This is a genomic window from Colwellia psychrerythraea, from assembly GCF_000764225.1.
GTDB classification, from domain to species: Bacteria; Pseudomonadota; Gammaproteobacteria; order Enterobacterales; family Alteromonadaceae; genus Colwellia; species Colwellia psychrerythraea_D.
On sequence record NZ_JQED01000015.1, the window covers coordinates 354550 to 370992 of the forward strand.

General features: G+C 37.7%; 15 protein-coding genes, 1 other RNA gene and 1 pseudogene. 9 read left to right on the top strand and 8 right to left on the bottom strand.

All coding sequences use genetic code 11. The annotated features are described in order from the left end of the window. Positions 1–148 precede the first annotated feature (148 nt). Both recN and ND2E_RS12990 read left to right on the top strand, forming a co-directional pair. Positions 149–1834, top strand: coding sequence for a DNA repair protein RecN (recN, locus tag ND2E_RS12995; RefSeq protein WP_033093411.1), 1686 nt, complete (start codon positions 149–151; stop codon positions 1832–1834). A gap of 192 nt (positions 1835–2026) precedes the next feature. Continuing rightward, positions 2027–2461, top strand: coding sequence for an outer membrane protein assembly factor BamE (locus ND2E_RS12990; protein ID WP_033093412.1), 435 nt, complete (start codon positions 2027–2029; stop codon positions 2459–2461). A 75-nt stretch (positions 2462–2536) separates the two neighbouring features. Here ND2E_RS12990 and ND2E_RS12985 read toward each other — a convergent pair whose 3' ends face one another. Both ND2E_RS12985 and ND2E_RS12980 read right to left on the bottom strand, forming a co-directional pair. Further along, complete coding sequence (locus tag ND2E_RS12985) at positions 2537–2932, bottom strand: RnfH family protein (protein WP_052056415.1); 396 nt, start codon at positions 2930–2932, stop codon at positions 2537–2539. 2 nt (positions 2933–2934) lie between these two features. Then, positions 2935–3375, bottom strand: a complete 441-nt coding sequence (locus ND2E_RS12980) for an SRPBCC family protein (protein WP_033093413.1) — start codon at positions 3373–3375, stop codon at positions 2935–2937. A gap of 174 nt (positions 3376–3549) precedes the next feature. On the opposite strand from ND2E_RS12980, the gene smpB reads away from it, so the two are divergent. The 3 genes and pseudogenes from smpB to ND2E_RS22675 all read left to right on the top strand — a co-directional run. Beyond that, entirely contained in the window at positions 3550–4041 is a 492-nt protein-coding gene (gene smpB, locus ND2E_RS12975) for an SsrA-binding protein SmpB (protein ID WP_033093414.1), read from the top strand. Between the two features lie 107 nt (positions 4042–4148). Continuing rightward, positions 4149–4498: a transfer-messenger RNA gene (ssrA, locus tag ND2E_RS22670) on the top strand. Between the two features lie 224 nt (positions 4499–4722). Next, positions 4723–4881, top strand: a pseudogene (locus ND2E_RS22675) (tyrosine-type recombinase/integrase); the annotation flags it as partial. Between the two features lie 65 nt (positions 4882–4946). Here ND2E_RS22675 and ND2E_RS12970 read toward each other — a convergent pair. Both ND2E_RS12970 and ND2E_RS23075 read right to left on the bottom strand, forming a co-directional pair. After that, complete coding sequence (locus ND2E_RS12970) at positions 4947–5414, bottom strand: PEP-CTERM sorting domain-containing protein (RefSeq protein ID WP_033093415.1); 468 nt, start codon at positions 5412–5414, stop codon at positions 4947–4949. Positions 5415–5750: 336 nt separating this feature from the next. Beyond that, positions 5751–5918, bottom strand: a complete 168-nt coding sequence (locus ND2E_RS23075; RefSeq protein ID WP_190277818.1) for a hypothetical protein — start codon at positions 5916–5918, stop codon at positions 5751–5753. Positions 5919–6422: 504 nt separating this feature from the next. On the opposite strand from ND2E_RS23075, the gene ND2E_RS12965 reads away from it, so the two are divergent. From ND2E_RS12965 to cydB, 4 genes are all read left to right on the top strand, one after another. Next, entirely contained in the window at positions 6423–6980 is a 558-nt protein-coding gene (locus ND2E_RS12965) for a phosphoribosyltransferase (RefSeq protein WP_033093416.1), read from the top strand. A gap of 317 nt (positions 6981–7297) precedes the next feature. Beyond that, positions 7298–7843, top strand: coding sequence for a GbsR/MarR family transcriptional regulator (locus ND2E_RS12960; RefSeq protein WP_033093417.1), 546 nt, complete (start codon positions 7298–7300; stop codon positions 7841–7843). Between the two features lie 95 nt (positions 7844–7938). Beyond that, positions 7939–9312 (top strand): cytochrome ubiquinol oxidase subunit I, encoded by a 1374-nt coding sequence (locus ND2E_RS12955; protein ID WP_033093418.1) that lies wholly within the window; start codon positions 7939–7941, stop codon positions 9310–9312. Beyond that, on the top strand, positions 9305–10303 hold the full coding sequence (gene cydB / locus ND2E_RS12950) for a cytochrome d ubiquinol oxidase subunit II (RefSeq protein WP_033093419.1): 999 nt from the start codon (positions 9305–9307) through the stop codon (positions 10301–10303). The genes ND2E_RS12955 and cydB overlap by 8 nt, the downstream gene beginning before the upstream one ends. 135 nt (positions 10304–10438) lie before the next feature. On the opposite strand, the gene ND2E_RS12945 is transcribed toward cydB, so the two are convergent. The 4 genes from ND2E_RS12945 to ND2E_RS12930 form a co-directional block, all read right to left on the bottom strand. Further along, positions 10439–12349 carry a methyl-accepting chemotaxis protein gene (locus tag ND2E_RS12945; RefSeq protein WP_033093420.1) on the bottom strand — a complete coding sequence of 637 codons (1911 nt, stop codon included), beginning with the start codon at positions 12347–12349 and terminating at the stop codon, positions 10439–10441. A 54-nt stretch (positions 12350–12403) separates the two neighbouring features. After that, complete coding sequence (locus ND2E_RS12940; RefSeq protein ID WP_033093421.1) at positions 12404–13171, bottom strand: substrate-binding periplasmic protein; 768 nt, start codon at positions 13169–13171, stop codon at positions 12404–12406. A 417-nt stretch (positions 13172–13588) separates the two neighbouring features. After that, the gene (gcvT, locus tag ND2E_RS12935) at positions 13589–14716 is read right to left on the bottom strand and encodes a glycine cleavage system aminomethyltransferase GcvT (RefSeq protein ID WP_033093422.1); all 1128 of its coding nucleotides are present in this window, start codon (positions 14714–14716) and stop codon (positions 13589–13591) included. 60 nt (positions 14717–14776) lie between these two features. Continuing rightward, positions 14777–16159, bottom strand: a complete 1383-nt coding sequence (locus ND2E_RS12930) for an alanine/glycine:cation symporter family protein (RefSeq protein ID WP_033093423.1) — start codon at positions 16157–16159, stop codon at positions 14777–14779. Positions 16160–16443: the final 284 nt, after the last annotated feature.

Sequence of the window (16443 nt, forward strand, 5' to 3'; positions counted from 1 at the left end):
ATTCATTTAAACCTGACCATCATAGACTTTGTAAAATAACCCGACATAGCAAATAAAAATAATTACAAATAAACTTGAATAAAAACCAGTTACTGTATAAATTAACAGTTACTGGTTTTTTACTCATGCTTATTGCCAAGGGTTAACTATGCTGCTGCAACTTAACATTCAAAATTTTGCTATTGTCCGTTCATTAGATATTGATTGGCAATCCGGAATGACAACCATTACCGGTGAAACTGGTGCAGGGAAATCAATTGCTATTGATGCACTGGGCTTATGTTTAGGTGATAGGGCAACAACCAATGTTGTTAGACCAAACTGCAAAAAAGCTGATTTAGCCGCAACCTTTGAAATAAAGAAAAACAAAATGGCTCGCGCTTGGTTGAAGCAGCATGAACTTGTTTCTGAACAGGCGAATGAATGCATACTACGCCGTGTTATCTCAGTGGAAGGACGTTCAAAATCTTTTATCAATGGCAGCCAAGTTCCTTTAGTGCAATTAAAAGAGATTGGCCAATTATTAATTAATATCCACGGTCAGCATGATCATCAACTTATCGTTAAAGCCAATCAGCAATGTCGTTTACTAGACAACTATGCCAATCATGCCCCTTTGCTTAGTGCGGTAAAGCACTATGCCCAGCAGTGGAATAAACTTAATAAAGAGTTGGAGATGCTGCATCAAAGTAAACAGCAGCGTGAAGCTGAGCAGCAACTTATTCAGTATCAAGTGACTGAACTTGATGAATTTTCATTACAACCCGATGAGTTTGCTACTCTAGAGAAAGATTATAAACGCCACAGTAATGCACAAGATTTATTAGACTCCACGCTCAGTACATTACAGAGTTTATCTGAAAATGATAATTTTAATATCTTAGATTCACTCAGAGAGTGCAGTGAAAATATTAATTCGATTGCCCGCGTTGATAATCAATTGAGTAATGTTGCTACTATATTGTCAGATACCCTCATCCAATTAGACGAAGCAAATAACGATTTAACGCATTACTATCAACAGTTAGAACTAGACCCTCAAAGTTACGCTATTATTGAAGAGCGATACTCTACCGCAGTACAGTTAGCTAAAAAGCACCAGATTTCACCAGAAAACTTAGTTAACTTCCATAATGAATTAAAACAGCAACTCGCTTCAATATCCTCTGATGAAACGCGAATTAACACAATTATTGAAGAATTGGAGCAGACTAAGCTGCACTACAATGAAAGTGCTGAAGTTTTATCAACGTCACGACAAAAATCAGCTAAAAAATTGAGCAAATTGATTAGTAAAAGCATGCAAGAATTGAATATGCCCCACGGACAATTTGTTATTGATGTCGGCAATAATAAAAAGCAAGACGACAGCAAAGATGTAATCAATACCAATGGCATAGATGCTATTAGCTTTCAAGTCAGTATTAACCCTGGACAAGCCCTTGAGGCAATGCATAAAGTTGCCTCTGGCGGGGAATTATCACGTATTAGCTTAGCAATGCAGGTTATTCTCGCTGATAAAGTGATCACACCAACACTGATATTTGATGAAGTCGACGTCGGTATCAGTGGCCCTACAGCGGCTATGGTCGGTAAAAAACTCAAGCAACTATCGAAAAATACCCAAGTTATTTGTGTTACCCATTTGCCACAAGTGGCATGTAAGGGTCATCAACAACTCTTTGTTAGCAAGTTAACGGATGGTGAACTAACAGAAACCCAAGTAAGTGAACTAAATGAATCTAATCGGGTCAAAGAAATTGCTCGCTTGCTTGCAGGAGATAAAATATCTCAACACAGTTTAGCAAATGCGCAAGAGCTACTAGCCAGTTAGGCTCATTTATATACCATCACTTTAGTAAAAAGGGATCTGAACAGGTGAACCACTTACTTTCATTAAGGTGGTGTAAATAGAGTTTTTTTCACTGATGTAATAAATAGCTTTGAATCCATGCTGGGCTTGGGTATTATCCCTGCTCACACTTTTAGCCTGTTTTATTGAGCTACTTAAAGGTAAATAAATTTTATGTATTTTCGTGTTGCCATTATTATCACTGCCCTATCGTTATCTGCTTGTTCTAGTTGGGTTTTCCGTTACGACGTTCCACAAGGTAATTACCTTGAACAAAAGAGCATTGATAAATTACAAGTAGGTATGACCAAAGAGCAGGTTAAATTTATATTAGGTAGCCCTGTTGTTGTGGATGCTTTTGATAATGATACTTGGAATTATGTTTACAAGTTGAAGTCTGGTCGCAGCAGAGACTTCGACATGAAAAAACAATTTATCATTAACTTTTCTAATGATAAATTAATCTCAGCTTCAGGTGATTTTGATTTATCTGATAAGTTTAACATCCCTTTCAATGCTCCAACGGTTCAAGCTGAACCAGCCAATGCAAATAACGCTGGCGTAGAGCAAAACTCTGAAGTGAAAAAGAAACCTACAGATGGGAAGTAGATAACTCATATCAATTCATAAAAAAACGGCTTTGATGCCGTTTTTTTATGTTCGGTAGAATTAATTGATTTAAGCCTATTTATTTGAATCGACCCTCAAAGGGTTTACTCGCCCACCGGTAGTTTTATCTGCACGACCTTCTAACTTAGCTTTTTCCGCACGACGTTTTCTCACATCTTTAGGGTCAGCTATTAGTGGACGGTATACTTCTATCCTATCTAAATCATTTACGACCTCAGATAGTTTTGCCGCTTTATTCCAAATCCCGACTTTGTTAACCTTTAAATCAATTTCAGGAAACAAATCTATCACGCCAGAGGCTAAAATGGCTTGCTCAACGGTAGAGCCTGCTGCGAGTATTAAGGTGAGTATTTTTTGTTTGTGCGGAACACCATAAACAACCTCAATTGTGACTTTTTCGTCGTTTAACGAACAATCCAATTGATTTAATTCACTGTTATCTGTGGCCATAATTATGCATTAACTCCGTAAATGTCTTTTGCTCGCTGGGTAAAAACCTGCACCAAACTATTACTAAAGTGCCCAAACACTTTACCGAACGCTAAAGAAACGATCTTATTGGAAAACTCATACTCTAGCTCTAAACTCACTTTACAAGCGTCATCAGCTAAAGGCGTTAGTAACCAATAACCTTCTAGTTTTTTAAAAGGACCATCAACAAGCGACAAATGAATCTTTTCATTTGATATCAAGGTGTTTTTGGTAGTAAACCACTTACTCAATCCCCCCTTTGAAACAAGTAACGCGGCAGTTACCGACTGCTCATTTTCGTCTATAACCTTACTGTCATTACAATCTGGCAAGAATGTAGGATAGGCTGGAATATCATTTATTAATTGGTACATCTGATCAACACTGTACATCACTAAAGCACTTCGACTTATGGTTGGCATTACTACTCCACATGTTGCCCCCATTCAATGCCCGACATAATAGCAAAACATCACTAAAAGCGCAGTATTCTGTAAATTTTTATGCTAAATATAATTTTCTTATGCAAAAGCAATTTATTCTCAGTATAATCACCGCGCTTGCTGCTTATTGTGGCAAAGGAATGGATGATAAAGATGGCTAAGAAAAAATCTAAAAACAAATCTAACAGCAATACCATCGCTTTAAATAAAAAGGCTAGGCACAACTATGCACTAACCGAAAAATTTGAAGGCGGCATGAGTTTGCAAGGTTGGGAAATTAAAAGTATCAGAAGTGGCAAAGTTAATATTTCTGATTGTTACGTACATATCAAAGACCGAGAAGCCTATTTACTAGGTGCAGAAATAATGCCGCTTAATGCAGCCTCTAGTCATGTAGTATGTGATCCAAATCGCGATAGAAAATTATTACTTAATCGTAAAGAGCTTGATAAACTTATTGGTGCAGTTGAACGCAATGGTTACTCTATGATTGCAACCGCCATGTATTGGAAGCAATGTTGGGTAAAATTAGAGTTCTATTTAGGTAAAGGTAAAAAAGATCACGATAAACGTGCCGATATTAAAGACCGAGAATGGGCCGTTGATAAAGGCCGCTTAATGAAAAACAAAAATTTAGATCGTTAACTTAGTAGGTAAGTGGTTAAAAAATACCACGTTGTCTAATTAAGGTAAGCGCGGTATAATGCGCTTTATAGGCTTATCGAACTTGTCTATAAGAAAACATAAACTTTGGGGCGGATCTAGGATTCGACAAGATTCACGAAACTCAAGGTGCATGCCCAGGGGCGGTTGGCCTGGTAAAAAGCCGCAAAACTATAATTGCTAACGACGATACGTTCGCACTAGCCGCTTAGGCTAGCCATCACCTTGAAATCTCACCTATTGGTTAGAGGATTGATGGTCACCTCAAATAGGTTAGCGAGGGAAGTTTGCTTGAGACTGAACCGCGAAATAGTATCAAGCTCACCATGACGAAGCCTGTCGCTTGGCGTCTAATTGGTTAAATAAATGAGCGACTAAGCATGTAGTACCGAGAATGTAGGCTTTTTGGACGGGGGTTCGATTCCCCCCCGCTCCACCAAAGAAACCATTTGCAATTCAATAGATTACAAACGAATAATTTATCGATGTCCCATTTACGTCCCTAGCGTATATGGGAATACATAAAAAATAGAGAAAAATAAAAGGATACTTTTGCATCCTTTTTTATTGCCTGAAATAACTCGTGCAGGACACTATTTCAAAGGCGTAGGGTAGGTCAGCCTATAATCTGGAATAGTAAAATACCCAAAAAGTACCTTCTACTATCATAATTTAAGACGAAAGGGGGCTTCTAGGTTATTTGAGAAAGGTTATAGTATTGAAGAGATGGCACAAGTTACAGGCCATAGAAATTTAAATATATTATGGCAAGTATATACTCAATTATTTCCTCATAAGCTTCATGATAAGTTTGACCAATAACGCTTACATAAGCATAAAAAAGCCCCAGTTAGTACTGAGGCTTAATAATAATCTTAATTAAATTTTTAGTGATTAATTTTCTTTTTTCTTGAATAACCTAAACCTACCAAAACAAGACCAAATAATGCTAATGATGTTGGCTCTGGAACTGCATTACTAACTGTATTAAAGGAAGTAAATCTTGTATTACAACCGTTTGATGTATTACAAGACCATCCACGGTTATCAAATGTCATGAAAGCAACATCTGCAGTTCCGTTCCAAGCTATACCGTTCGGAATCCAAGTCTGATTTGCTATATCAATATCACCAATATCAAATAATGTGCTAAGATTGTGGTTGTTACGATTTTCTACAATGCTTGTTAATTCATCAAAACGTAAAAAGCCATCGTTATCTACATCTTCACCAGAAAAGTTTCCTGTAAAGCTGAAATCTCCTCTCCAACCAAACTCAAAAGTTGTATCAACAATTAGACCTGCAGATGCATTAAAAGAAAGAACTAAGCTAAGTAAAAAGAATATTTTTTTCATAAAACCTCAAATCATTATAAAATTATAGTATTCATATAAAGCATAATACATGCCAATCACGTATCGCTTTGTTTTTAATGGCTATTGTTGTTAAGGGAATAGATGAATGTAAATAGTGTAAAAACATTAGACAGCTATTTTAGGAAACGTCTAACAATTTTTTATTGATATTATTCAGTAATATGAATAAAGAGCATATTACTGAATAATCATCCATGAAGTAAATTTTAAGGCGCATAAACTAGTAGAATCGTCACTAGTAATACATGAAGAGGATTATTTTAGTTAAAGCTTATTACGAAAATAATATTTAGTTAATTATCATTAGTAAGAATATTAACCTTCTGAATTAGTAGTGTAAGAGGATAGAAGCAAATTATATTCTGTTGATATATTCCACATCGTTAGAAGTTTATTGAGTTCAACAAGTTCACTATGGGTGGGGGCGCCATTAATAGCTTTTTCTGATAAAAAATTTAAACGTTTAAATTCATCACGACTCATAATAATCATCCTTGATTTGTATTAACTAAAATATAGTAAATTTTCTGTTTTATACAAATATTCATGAGTATTCGCTACGCGATGAAGTACAGAAAAGATTAGAGACTAGAAGTTTAATGAATCGCTCCGCTCGCTTAGTACAGGTAGTTATTTTTTCTTAACGCTTCGCTAAAAAAAAGAACAAACGCAAAACTGACAAATCACTGTAGGCCTTGGCACTTAACGCACACAGAGGAACTCCGAAAAAACTTTACCCCCGTATTACTACACGGGAGTAAATTTCACATTAGAGCTAGTAAAAAATAAACCTACTCAAGTGCTTTCATTGTCCTACCCTACACTGCTACTGCTTGAAAAGTAAGCTCAGCTCACCCCCTTTAAAGCGCCCCAGTTTGATGTAATCGATACCCTGGTTATTTATAAGCACTCAAGCAGTACACTATTTTACTTTGTCGGGTTATAATCCCCCCTTAATTTATAATTTGTTAACAAGGTTTCCTCGGCATGGAAAAACGTTTTATTACCGCGCAAGAATTATTAGAAGATTCTTTTCGTGTAGCCGCTAAAGTATTTGAAGATGGCTTTCGCCCTCAGTTTATTGTTGGTATTTGGCGAGGCGGTGCACCAATTGGTATCGCTGTTCAAGAATATTTCGATTTCAAAAAAATAGAAACCGATCACATTGCTGTTCGTACTTCTTCTTATTACGGTATTAACCAGCAAAGTAAAGAGATTAAAGTACACGGTTTACATTACATCATTGAAAATGCGAACGCTGGTGATGGCTTATTAATCGTGGATGATGTGTTTGATTCAGGTCGCAGTATCGATGCCTTAATTAAGCAGTTAAAGCAAAATATGCGTAACAATATGCCAGAAGATGTACGTGTTGCTTGTCCTTGGTATAAACCACAAAATTCAAAAGTTGATTTTGAGCCTGATTACTTTATTCATACCTCTGATGAATGGTTAGTATTCCCGCATGAATTATCTGGATTAACACCGGATGAAATCATCAACGGCAAAAAAGATTTAGCCAATATTCACGATATATTAGTATAACAATTACATATAATCTGCATTTTGATGAAAAGCATGTCTTGATGACATGCTTTTTTTTGGGGGCTAAAACGCCATGAGTGTCAGCTCTCATTGATTCATAGCACTGACGTTAACTACTGCAATAACGAATGCATATTCACCTTACTTCTTCGAAAACAACAAATATAAAGCAAGAACACTCAGTATGATATTTTTCATACATAGCAAATTCCCCCCCTGCCAATTGATGCTAAATAAAAATTAATACAATTAAAACTTGATCTATATCAATATAAGTTTAAACTTTCAGAAATTACTGAAATTTCAGAACACTTATTATGATACTGACTTCAAAAATAGAATCCTTTGTAATGCATTGTGGCGAAATGGGCAGCCGTTGGGGCTTTAACCGTACTGTTGGTCAAATGTATGGCTTACTCATTATTCATCAAGAGCCGTTAACTGCTGTCGATATTTCTGAAGCACTTAATATTTCTCGTGGCAATGTCAGCATGGGAATTAAAGAGCTGCAATCATGGCGTTTGGTGCAAGTTCAGCACAAGCCTAAAGATAGAAAAGAATACTACTCGCCAGCTGGTTCCATTTGGGAGATGGCGACGCGTGTCTTTGAAGAGCGTCGCAAACGCGAAGTGGATCCTACCCTTTCGCTCTTACGCGATAATTTACTCGATGATCCTGCCAATGACAAAGAAGTGTACGCACAAGAAAAGATGCATGAAATTCATGATCTATTAGAAACTGTCACTCATTGGGCGGGTGAATTACAAAGCATGAGCCCAGACAAGCTCAATACCCTAATGAAGTTAGGTGCAGGGGTGACTAAAGTCATCAACCTGAAAGACAAATTAATTAATAAAAGTTAAGTGAGTGCTTTTCTTTATTACCATCAATTACACAACATTCTCAATTTAAAGCCTAACCTTATAAATCGGTAAGTAGTGGGCTAACGGAGTCCATTATGCTTGAAACGCTAATGCTGTCACGCATTCAGTTTGCCGCTAATATTAGTTTTCATATTCTCTTTCCAACCATCACCATAGCGTTAAGTTGGTTTTTATTTTTTTTCAAATTACGTTTTGATCAAACGGGCAATCCTGTTTGGATGCGCGCTTATCGATTTTGGGTAAAAATATTTGCAATCACCTTTGCCATAGGGGTTGTCACTGGCATTACCATGTCATTTCAGTTTGGTACTAATTGGCCTAAATTCATGGAAACAGTAGGGAATATTGCTGGGCCGCTATTGGGCTATGAAGTATTAACGGCCTTTTTCCTCGAGGCTGGCTTTCTCGGTATTATGTTATTTGGTATGAATAGGGTTTCCGCCAGAGTTCACACTTTATCCACCCTTATCGTCGCCATAGGCACAACCTTATCTGCCTTTTGGATCTTAGCGCTTAATTCGTGGATGCAAACGCCACAGGGTCATGAAATGCGAGATGGTGTTGCCTTTCCTGTTGATTGGTTAGCCATTATTTTTAACCCTTCATTTCCCTATCGATTATCACATATGGTTGTTGCGTCGGGCTTAACCGCTGCCTTTTTAGTTGCTGGTATCAGCGCTTATCGATTACTAAAAGGTGATGATAAAAAAGCGCCAAAACTGACCTTAAAAATAGCATTAACCGTGGCAATGATTCTAACCCCATTGCAAATATTTATTGGTGATATGCACGGACTAAATACCCTTGAGCACCAACCACAAAAAATTGCCGCGATGGAAGGCGTTTGGCATACCGAAAAAGGTGCCCCGCTACTACTTTTCGCAGTGCCAGATGAACAAGAAAAAACCAACCATTTCGAACTAGCAATACCTAATATGGCAAGTTTCATTTTAACCCATGACCTGCAGGGCGAGATCAAAGGCTTAAATGAATTTGAAGGTGATCATCCACCAGTAGCCCCAGTATTTTATGCCTTTCGAATAATGGTTGGCGTTGGTATGTTAATGCTATTTATTTCGTGGACAGGTCGCATACAACTTTGGCGGAATAAACCGTTGCCACGGTGGTTATTAGTAGGGTTAGTTGCCATGAGTTTCTCAGGATGGATTGCAACCCTAGCAGGCTGGTATGTTACTGAAATAGGAAGACAGCCTTGGCTAGTCACGGGGATTTTAACGGTGAAAGATGCCGCTACCGATATTGCACCAGGCAATGTTGCCTTATCACTATCCCTTTATCTTATTTTATATGTCGTGATAATGACTGCTTATTTACACACGCTATTTACCATGGCAAACCGTGCGGTTGAAATTGAAGAAATAACAGAAGACGAAAAAGTTAAAGCTGTGATTAATTCGGTGACAACGAAGGAGAATAATTATGTTTGAAGCTAATTCATTGGCGGTAATTTTTGTTGCATTGATGGGCTTTTCTATCTTGTTATACGCCATTTTAGATGGTTATGACTTGGGTGTTGGCATATTGCTACCTCTGACACAAAAAGACGATAGCGATACAATGATAGCGTCTATAGGGCCTTTTTGGGATGCCAACGAAACTTGGCTCGTATTAGCCATTGGTTTGTTATTAATTGCTTTTCCAGCGGCTCATAGTCATATATTTAAAGAGCTCTATCTACCGACGGCTGTTTTATTAATTAGCTTAGTATTGCGTGGCGTGGCATTTGATTTTAGAGCTAAAGCTGCCTTTAGCCATAAAGCGACATGGAACAAAGTATTTAAAGTGGGTTCATTACTTGCTGCAATGAGTCAAGGTTATATGCTTGGCATGTACGTGATGGGCTTTGAAGATACCTTAGCTGCTTATATTTTTAGCTTACTCAGTGCATTTGGCGTCGCTGCGGCATATGCTTATATCGGTGCTTGTTGGTTGATCATGAAAACAGAGGGCGCCTTACAAGTCCAAGCAGTTAACTGGGCTAAAAAGACCGGTATTTTATGCTTTATTGGCATAGTAGCGGTTTCGGCAGTTAACCCTTTAATTAACCCCGATGTTTACGCTAAATGGTTTGCTTGGCCTACGACCCTATATATTTTACCCTTGCCGATACTGTGTTTTGCCTTATTTATTTACAGCTTGATGCAACTAAAACGTTTACCTGCAAAACATGATAAAGGTTGCTGGCGTCCGTTTGTGGCTGCTGTGGTAATTTTTGCCTTATGCTTCTTCGGTTTAGCTTTTAGCTTCTTCCCTTACATTGTGCCGGGTAAGTTAACTATATGGCAATCTGCTGCAGCACCAGAGTCATTGAGCTTTATTTTTTGGGGAGCGATTATAGTAGTCCCTGTGATAATCAGTTATACCATTTTTTCTTATCGTGTATTTTGGGGAAAGGTGCAAGAGTTAAGATACCATTAACACACAGGTCATTAGAGAATAATATGATGACCTAAGAGAAAAATGAAAATTAAAAAGTGAGTGCATAACCAAGTTATTCAATACTCTTGGTTGTACACTCACTTACTTTCAATGCTCATTTAACAATACAGAGCATTAACTTAATTTAAATTGAGCAACTAACGCTTTCAGATTAACATTAGCATTAGCTAATTCTATCGTTTGATCAAGACTGTTATTACCATTAACCACGAGCTCATTTGCCATATCGCTAATAGCTGTCATATTTCGGGCTATTTCATCAGAAACACAACTTTGCTCTTCAGCCGCTGTAGCAATTTGTAAGTTAAGATCGTTAATTTGGCTTACTGAATCATTAATCGAGCCTAAATCACTCGCAACCACCTCGGTAGATTGAGCAACTTCCAAACAGGTAGATTTAGTTGATCCCATGGTAGAAATGGCAGAACTAGAGCCTTCTCGTAATTGCAATAAGGTCTGTTCTATTTCTGTAGTGCTATCTTGAGTCTTAGCAGCAAGTGCCCTAACCTCATCGGCAACTACCGCAAATCCTCTGCCATATTCCCCAGCCCGGGCAGCTTCAATAGCAGCATTTAAAGCGAGTAAGTTAGTTTGGTCTGCAATGTCACCAATGACTTTTAATACGTTATTAATATCAGAAGTATTTCGTTCAATTTCTGAAATGCTATCAGAGGTATGTTCTACTTCATTAACTAATCTCGCGACTATTGAAGTCGCTTCGCCAACTGACTCTTTCGACTTAGACGCTTGTGCATTGGTTGTTTGCGTAAAGGCCGCCGTATCGTTACTATTTTGCGCAACATCTTTAGCCGTCACACTCATCTCTTCGATAGCAGAAACTATTTGATCTGTTTCCACCATATGCGCATTAAGGATAGTGCCATTCGAATCAACCTCGTCTCTGAGTTTTTTTATACTGTCGTCAATTTCACTGCTAGATTGCTGAACATCAAGCATTAAGCGTTGTAACTTTTCTATAAATAGATTTATATTCTCAGAGATAACTCCAAGATCATCATTGTTCTTAACGGGTAAGCGAGAGGTTAAATCACCATTACCTTTTGACAGGTCAAATACCATTTCTTTAAGTAATAAAATAGGTCGATACAGTGCTTGCAAAATCAATAACAGCACCGCTATTCCAATAATAATCATAACAATAGAGGAGAAAATAGCCTGATTTAATGCCGTATCTAAAGATGCATAAGCAACCGATTTATCAATGCCGACAAACAAATACCACTTTTTACCATTCACCAGCTTTATTGACTTAGTAAAAGCAATTTTATCAACACCATTTAAGGTGTAATCTTGCATCATTTCATCTTGAGACAACATTGCTCTTTCAAGATCTGCCATACCAGCATTGCGAAAAGGTGTGCCCACGACGACCACTTTAGACGTTGAAGCCAATACATTTCCTTTTTCATCTGTAATAACAGATATCGCGCCTGGTTGATTAATGCCTTTTACGGTATCACCTAAAATGGTGAGTTCAATATCTGCTAAAGCGACACCATCATTCATCACCTTAATAATTGATACAACATCATTGCCCGTGGTTGCATCAGGGTAAACTTCAGTGATATCTAATACATTACTGGCTTTTGCTTGACTATACCAAGGGCGCTTTGTTGGATCATATAACTCAAGCTTTGCAACACCATCTACCCAAGCATCACCAACCGACGTAGAATATGCTCTTCCATCATCAAAACCGATATATATGGCGGTAACATCCCCTGCAGTTTTAGCTAATCTTGCAATACCAACAAAGTTATCTTGATACGAACCGTTCACATAATTGTTAGCCAATTCATCAATTAATTTAGCTTTAGACTGGAACCATGTTTCAACTTTATCAGCTTCATAACGGATCATATCTTTCGATAATTCATTGACATCTGCAACTGTGTTATCACGAATTTCATTATAAGACATCCAATTGGACACTAATAAACAGCAGATAATCAAGCCACTCATGGAGGTAATCAACGCACTTCTAAATCCAAGCATTTTTTTCATATTATAACTCTCGGTTAAGTTTTTTTATTAACGACATTCAGGCAGGACGGCAATTTACTCCTGAATGTACTTATTCCATATAGGTTGTAACTTCCCCTTTTTATTCAGTATTGCTAGCTCATTTGCAAACATATCGATGACACAATTCGAGGTATCTTTGTGAAAAACAAAATTAACATCTGAATCATCTTTGAGTAAATAAAGAGAACTAACAGTACTTTTTTCAACGCCTAATTTTTGCAGTTGGTAATAGGTAACATCTTCTGAATACGCAACGGCATCTACACGTTTTCTTAGCAGCATTTCCAACATACTGATAGCAGATATGGTTTCGACCTGCATCGCTGGATTATTCTGTATATTTAATAATTTTTGACCTATATCACCTCTTACCACAGCAATAGTTAGTTCATTAAAAGGTTTATCTTTCAGCGTTTCAACATTGCTCTGCAAAGCCATAATAGATATTTTTGTTGTAATGGGGAGCGGAACAAGCCTAAATTTCTTTTCTCGCTCAGAGGTGGTAACCATAGAAAATGCTGCATAGTCAGCGTAACGTTCCATATACATTATCAACCTAGCCCAAGGTAAAACGATGATGTTATTACCTCTTTTTTTTATCCTAAGTTCATTGTAAATCATCGCTAAAATATCAGGTACCGCCCCAACTAAATGACCAGAGCTATCTAAGTAGTTATAAGGTGGGTAGTCTTCGGTTACCCACTGAAGTTTAGATAAAAACAACTTACTATTACTTTCTGTACAGGCGAAGGTTGATGAGCTAATTAACAGCAGTATTAAACCAGTTAAAAATTTTATCATTTATCATTACCTGTGTGTCATACCCGTCGGACTGATTTATTGATCCATTCGGTAAAAGGTATCTGTAGGCTCAATAAGTGTCCTAGCTAAACAATCAATTGATATCTTATTTTTTCTTTTCTTTAAAATACATCCTAATGTACTAGGCAAAATACAATTGAATCTATAATTTCGAATAAAGTATAGTCAAAGATTACCTATAGTTAAGTATAAATCACCCTATATTCTCTTACGTACCATGAGTGCTAGATCTAATGGTTTTAAGTAGTGGAAACAAAGGTAATGTGAAGTTCTTAAACGTGATTGGTTTAACAGGTATGACAAAAAATCACAGAGTTAAATGATAGATTTCATCTAACTCTGTTAAGGGCATGACTCAAGGTAGGCTAACTGAGTTGCTAACTTGCGCCATTAATTTCAGCCTCTAAAATAGCGTTGCTCAACAAATGGCATTTTTTGAATAAGCATAGGTAATTTTTTACCTCGTACTTCGGCAAAAATCTCAGTATCTAGTACCGCATATTGCGTTTGTACATAACCCATAGCAATAGGAGAGCCTTTTGTTGGGCCCGCAGTACCGCTGGTTACCACACCAATTTCATCTCCATCGGCATTGAATAACTTAGTGCCTTCTCGAACTGGTGCCTTACCTAAACCGACCATGCCAATGCGTTTACGGTTTACATCTTTAGTCGCAATTTGATCCAAAATGATCTCAGCACCGGGGAAGCCACCTGCACGTGCGCCATCAGTACGTCTTATCTTACTAATAGCCCACAATAAACTTGCCTCAACAGGTGTCGTTGTTTGGTCAATATCATGGCCATATAAACATAAACCTGACTCTAACCGAAGAGAATCTCTTGCGCCTAAACCAATCCACTCAACTTCTTCTTCAGCTAACATTAAGCGAGTAATACGCTCAGCGTGTTCACCTGGAATTGAGATTTCAAAGCCATCTTCACCGGTATAACCAGCACGACCTATAATGCATTGAGCGCCAGCAAAATCTACCACACGAGAATCCATAAACACCATATCAGCAGACTCAGGTAATAAACGTTTTAATACCTCACCTGCTTTAGGACCCTGTAAAGCGAGTAAAGCTCGGCCTTCAAGTATTTCTATTTCAACATCTGCAGGGAGATGTTTTTGTATGTGCGCAATATCTTGTGCTTTACATGCGGCATTAACGACAACAAATAAATGTTCACCAAAGTTACTTACCATTAAGTCATCAAGTAAACCGCCTTGATCATTGGTAAATAATGCATAGCGTTGTTTGCCTTGCGGCAAGTCGATAATATCCACTGGCACTAATGTTTCTAGTGCAGCCGCAGCATTTTTACCAACTAATTTCAATTGTCCCATGTGAGAGACATCGAACAATCCTGCTTGAGCACGCGTATGTAAGTGCTCTTTCTTAACACCCATGTCGTACTGTACCGGCATATCATAGCCAGCAAATGGTACCATTTTACCACCAGCTTCAATATGAAGGTCATAACAGGGAGTTTTCAGCAGATCTTGATTTGATTCAGTCATAATATCTCCGTAAACCGCCCAGAAAGGGCGGCCCAAAGTATAGTTTGAAATAGCAGGTAATTAGTCTGCTTGTTTTGTCATTTCAGCAGGAGCTTCGCCGCCACTAACAAAGTATTCACGAGTTAATTTAATAACCATAGGACTTAGTAATACTATAGCGATTAAGTTAGGAATTGCCATTAACGCATTCATCGTATCAGCAAGTAACCAAATGAATTCTAATGAACCAATAGCACCAACTGGTACCACTAAAATCCAAAGAATACGGAAAGGCATAATCGCTTTAACACCAAAGAAGTACTGTACACATTTCTCACCGTATACACTCCAACCTAGAACAGTAGTAAATGCAAAAACAGATAAAGAAATAGCTACGATATAGTTACCGTAAGGTATCGCTGTAGCAAAAGCATTAGATGTTAATTCTGCACCCGTTGAACCCGATGTCCACTCACCAGAAACAACAATCGCTAAACCAGTAATTGAACAAACAACTAAAGTATCAATGAACGTACCTAACATGCCCACAAGACCTTGAGCTACTGGGTTGTTAGTTTTAGCTGCAGCATGAGCAATTGGAGCACTACCTAAACCAGCTTCATTTGAGAATACACCACGTGCCACACCGAAACGAATAGCAGCCCATACAGCAGCACCTGCGAATCCACCTTCAGCAGCGGTTGCCGTAAAGGCACTTTCAAAAATTAACGAAACAGCAGCAGGAAGTTCTGAAGCATGAACGATTAATACAACAACACCACAACTGATGTAGAAAATAGCCATTAGAGGAACAAGCTTACCTGCAACATCACCAATACGTTTAATACCACCCATAAGCACTAAGCCTACAAGAACCATTAATATAATACCGGTAGCAACTGGCGGTACACCAAAACTACTTTCAAGTGCATTGGCAACTGAGTTTGTTTGTACTGTATTACCAATACCGAAAGCGGCAATAGAACCGAACAGTGCGAATGCACCTCCTAACCAGCCCCATCTACTTGATAAACCATTTTTGATGTAGTACATCGGACCACCAATGTGGTTTCCGTTGGCATCTACTTCACGATAGCGTACAGCAAGAACCGCTTCAGCGAATTTAGTTGCCATACCTACTAAAGCAGTACACCACATCCAAAATAGAGCACCTGGGCCACCTAGGAATATAGCAGTTGCAACACCAGCGATGTTACCCGTACCGATTGTTGCTGATAGTGAGGTCATTAGAGCATTAAAAGGGCTTATCTCACCTTTAGCACTTTTATCTTCATCTGGGATACGGCCAGTCCAAAGTAATTTAAAACCTGTACCTAATTTAATAATAGGCATAAATCGTAAGCCGACCATTAAGAATAAACCGACACCAAGTATCAACACTAACATGGGAACACCCCATACCAAGCTATTGAGACTGGAAATTAAACCCGTTAAAAATTCCATAATAATTTCTCTCTGTTGTAATAATTTGTTTATATTTATGTATCAACTAGCGTTGATTTTATTATTTAGTAACTAATCGAAGACTTTCAAAAGAAGAAGAACAAAAGTTTCCAATAGGAAACAAGCTAGCTAATAATATGAGGAATTGCAAGTTTTAAATTGGAATTTATGAGCTTTATTTTTTGTAATTATAGTGACTATAAAATAAAACACTTGTTCTAAATCAATGATTAAAAACAACAAATACAATAGATTACAAAAAATTACATGTTGGATTTAATTGC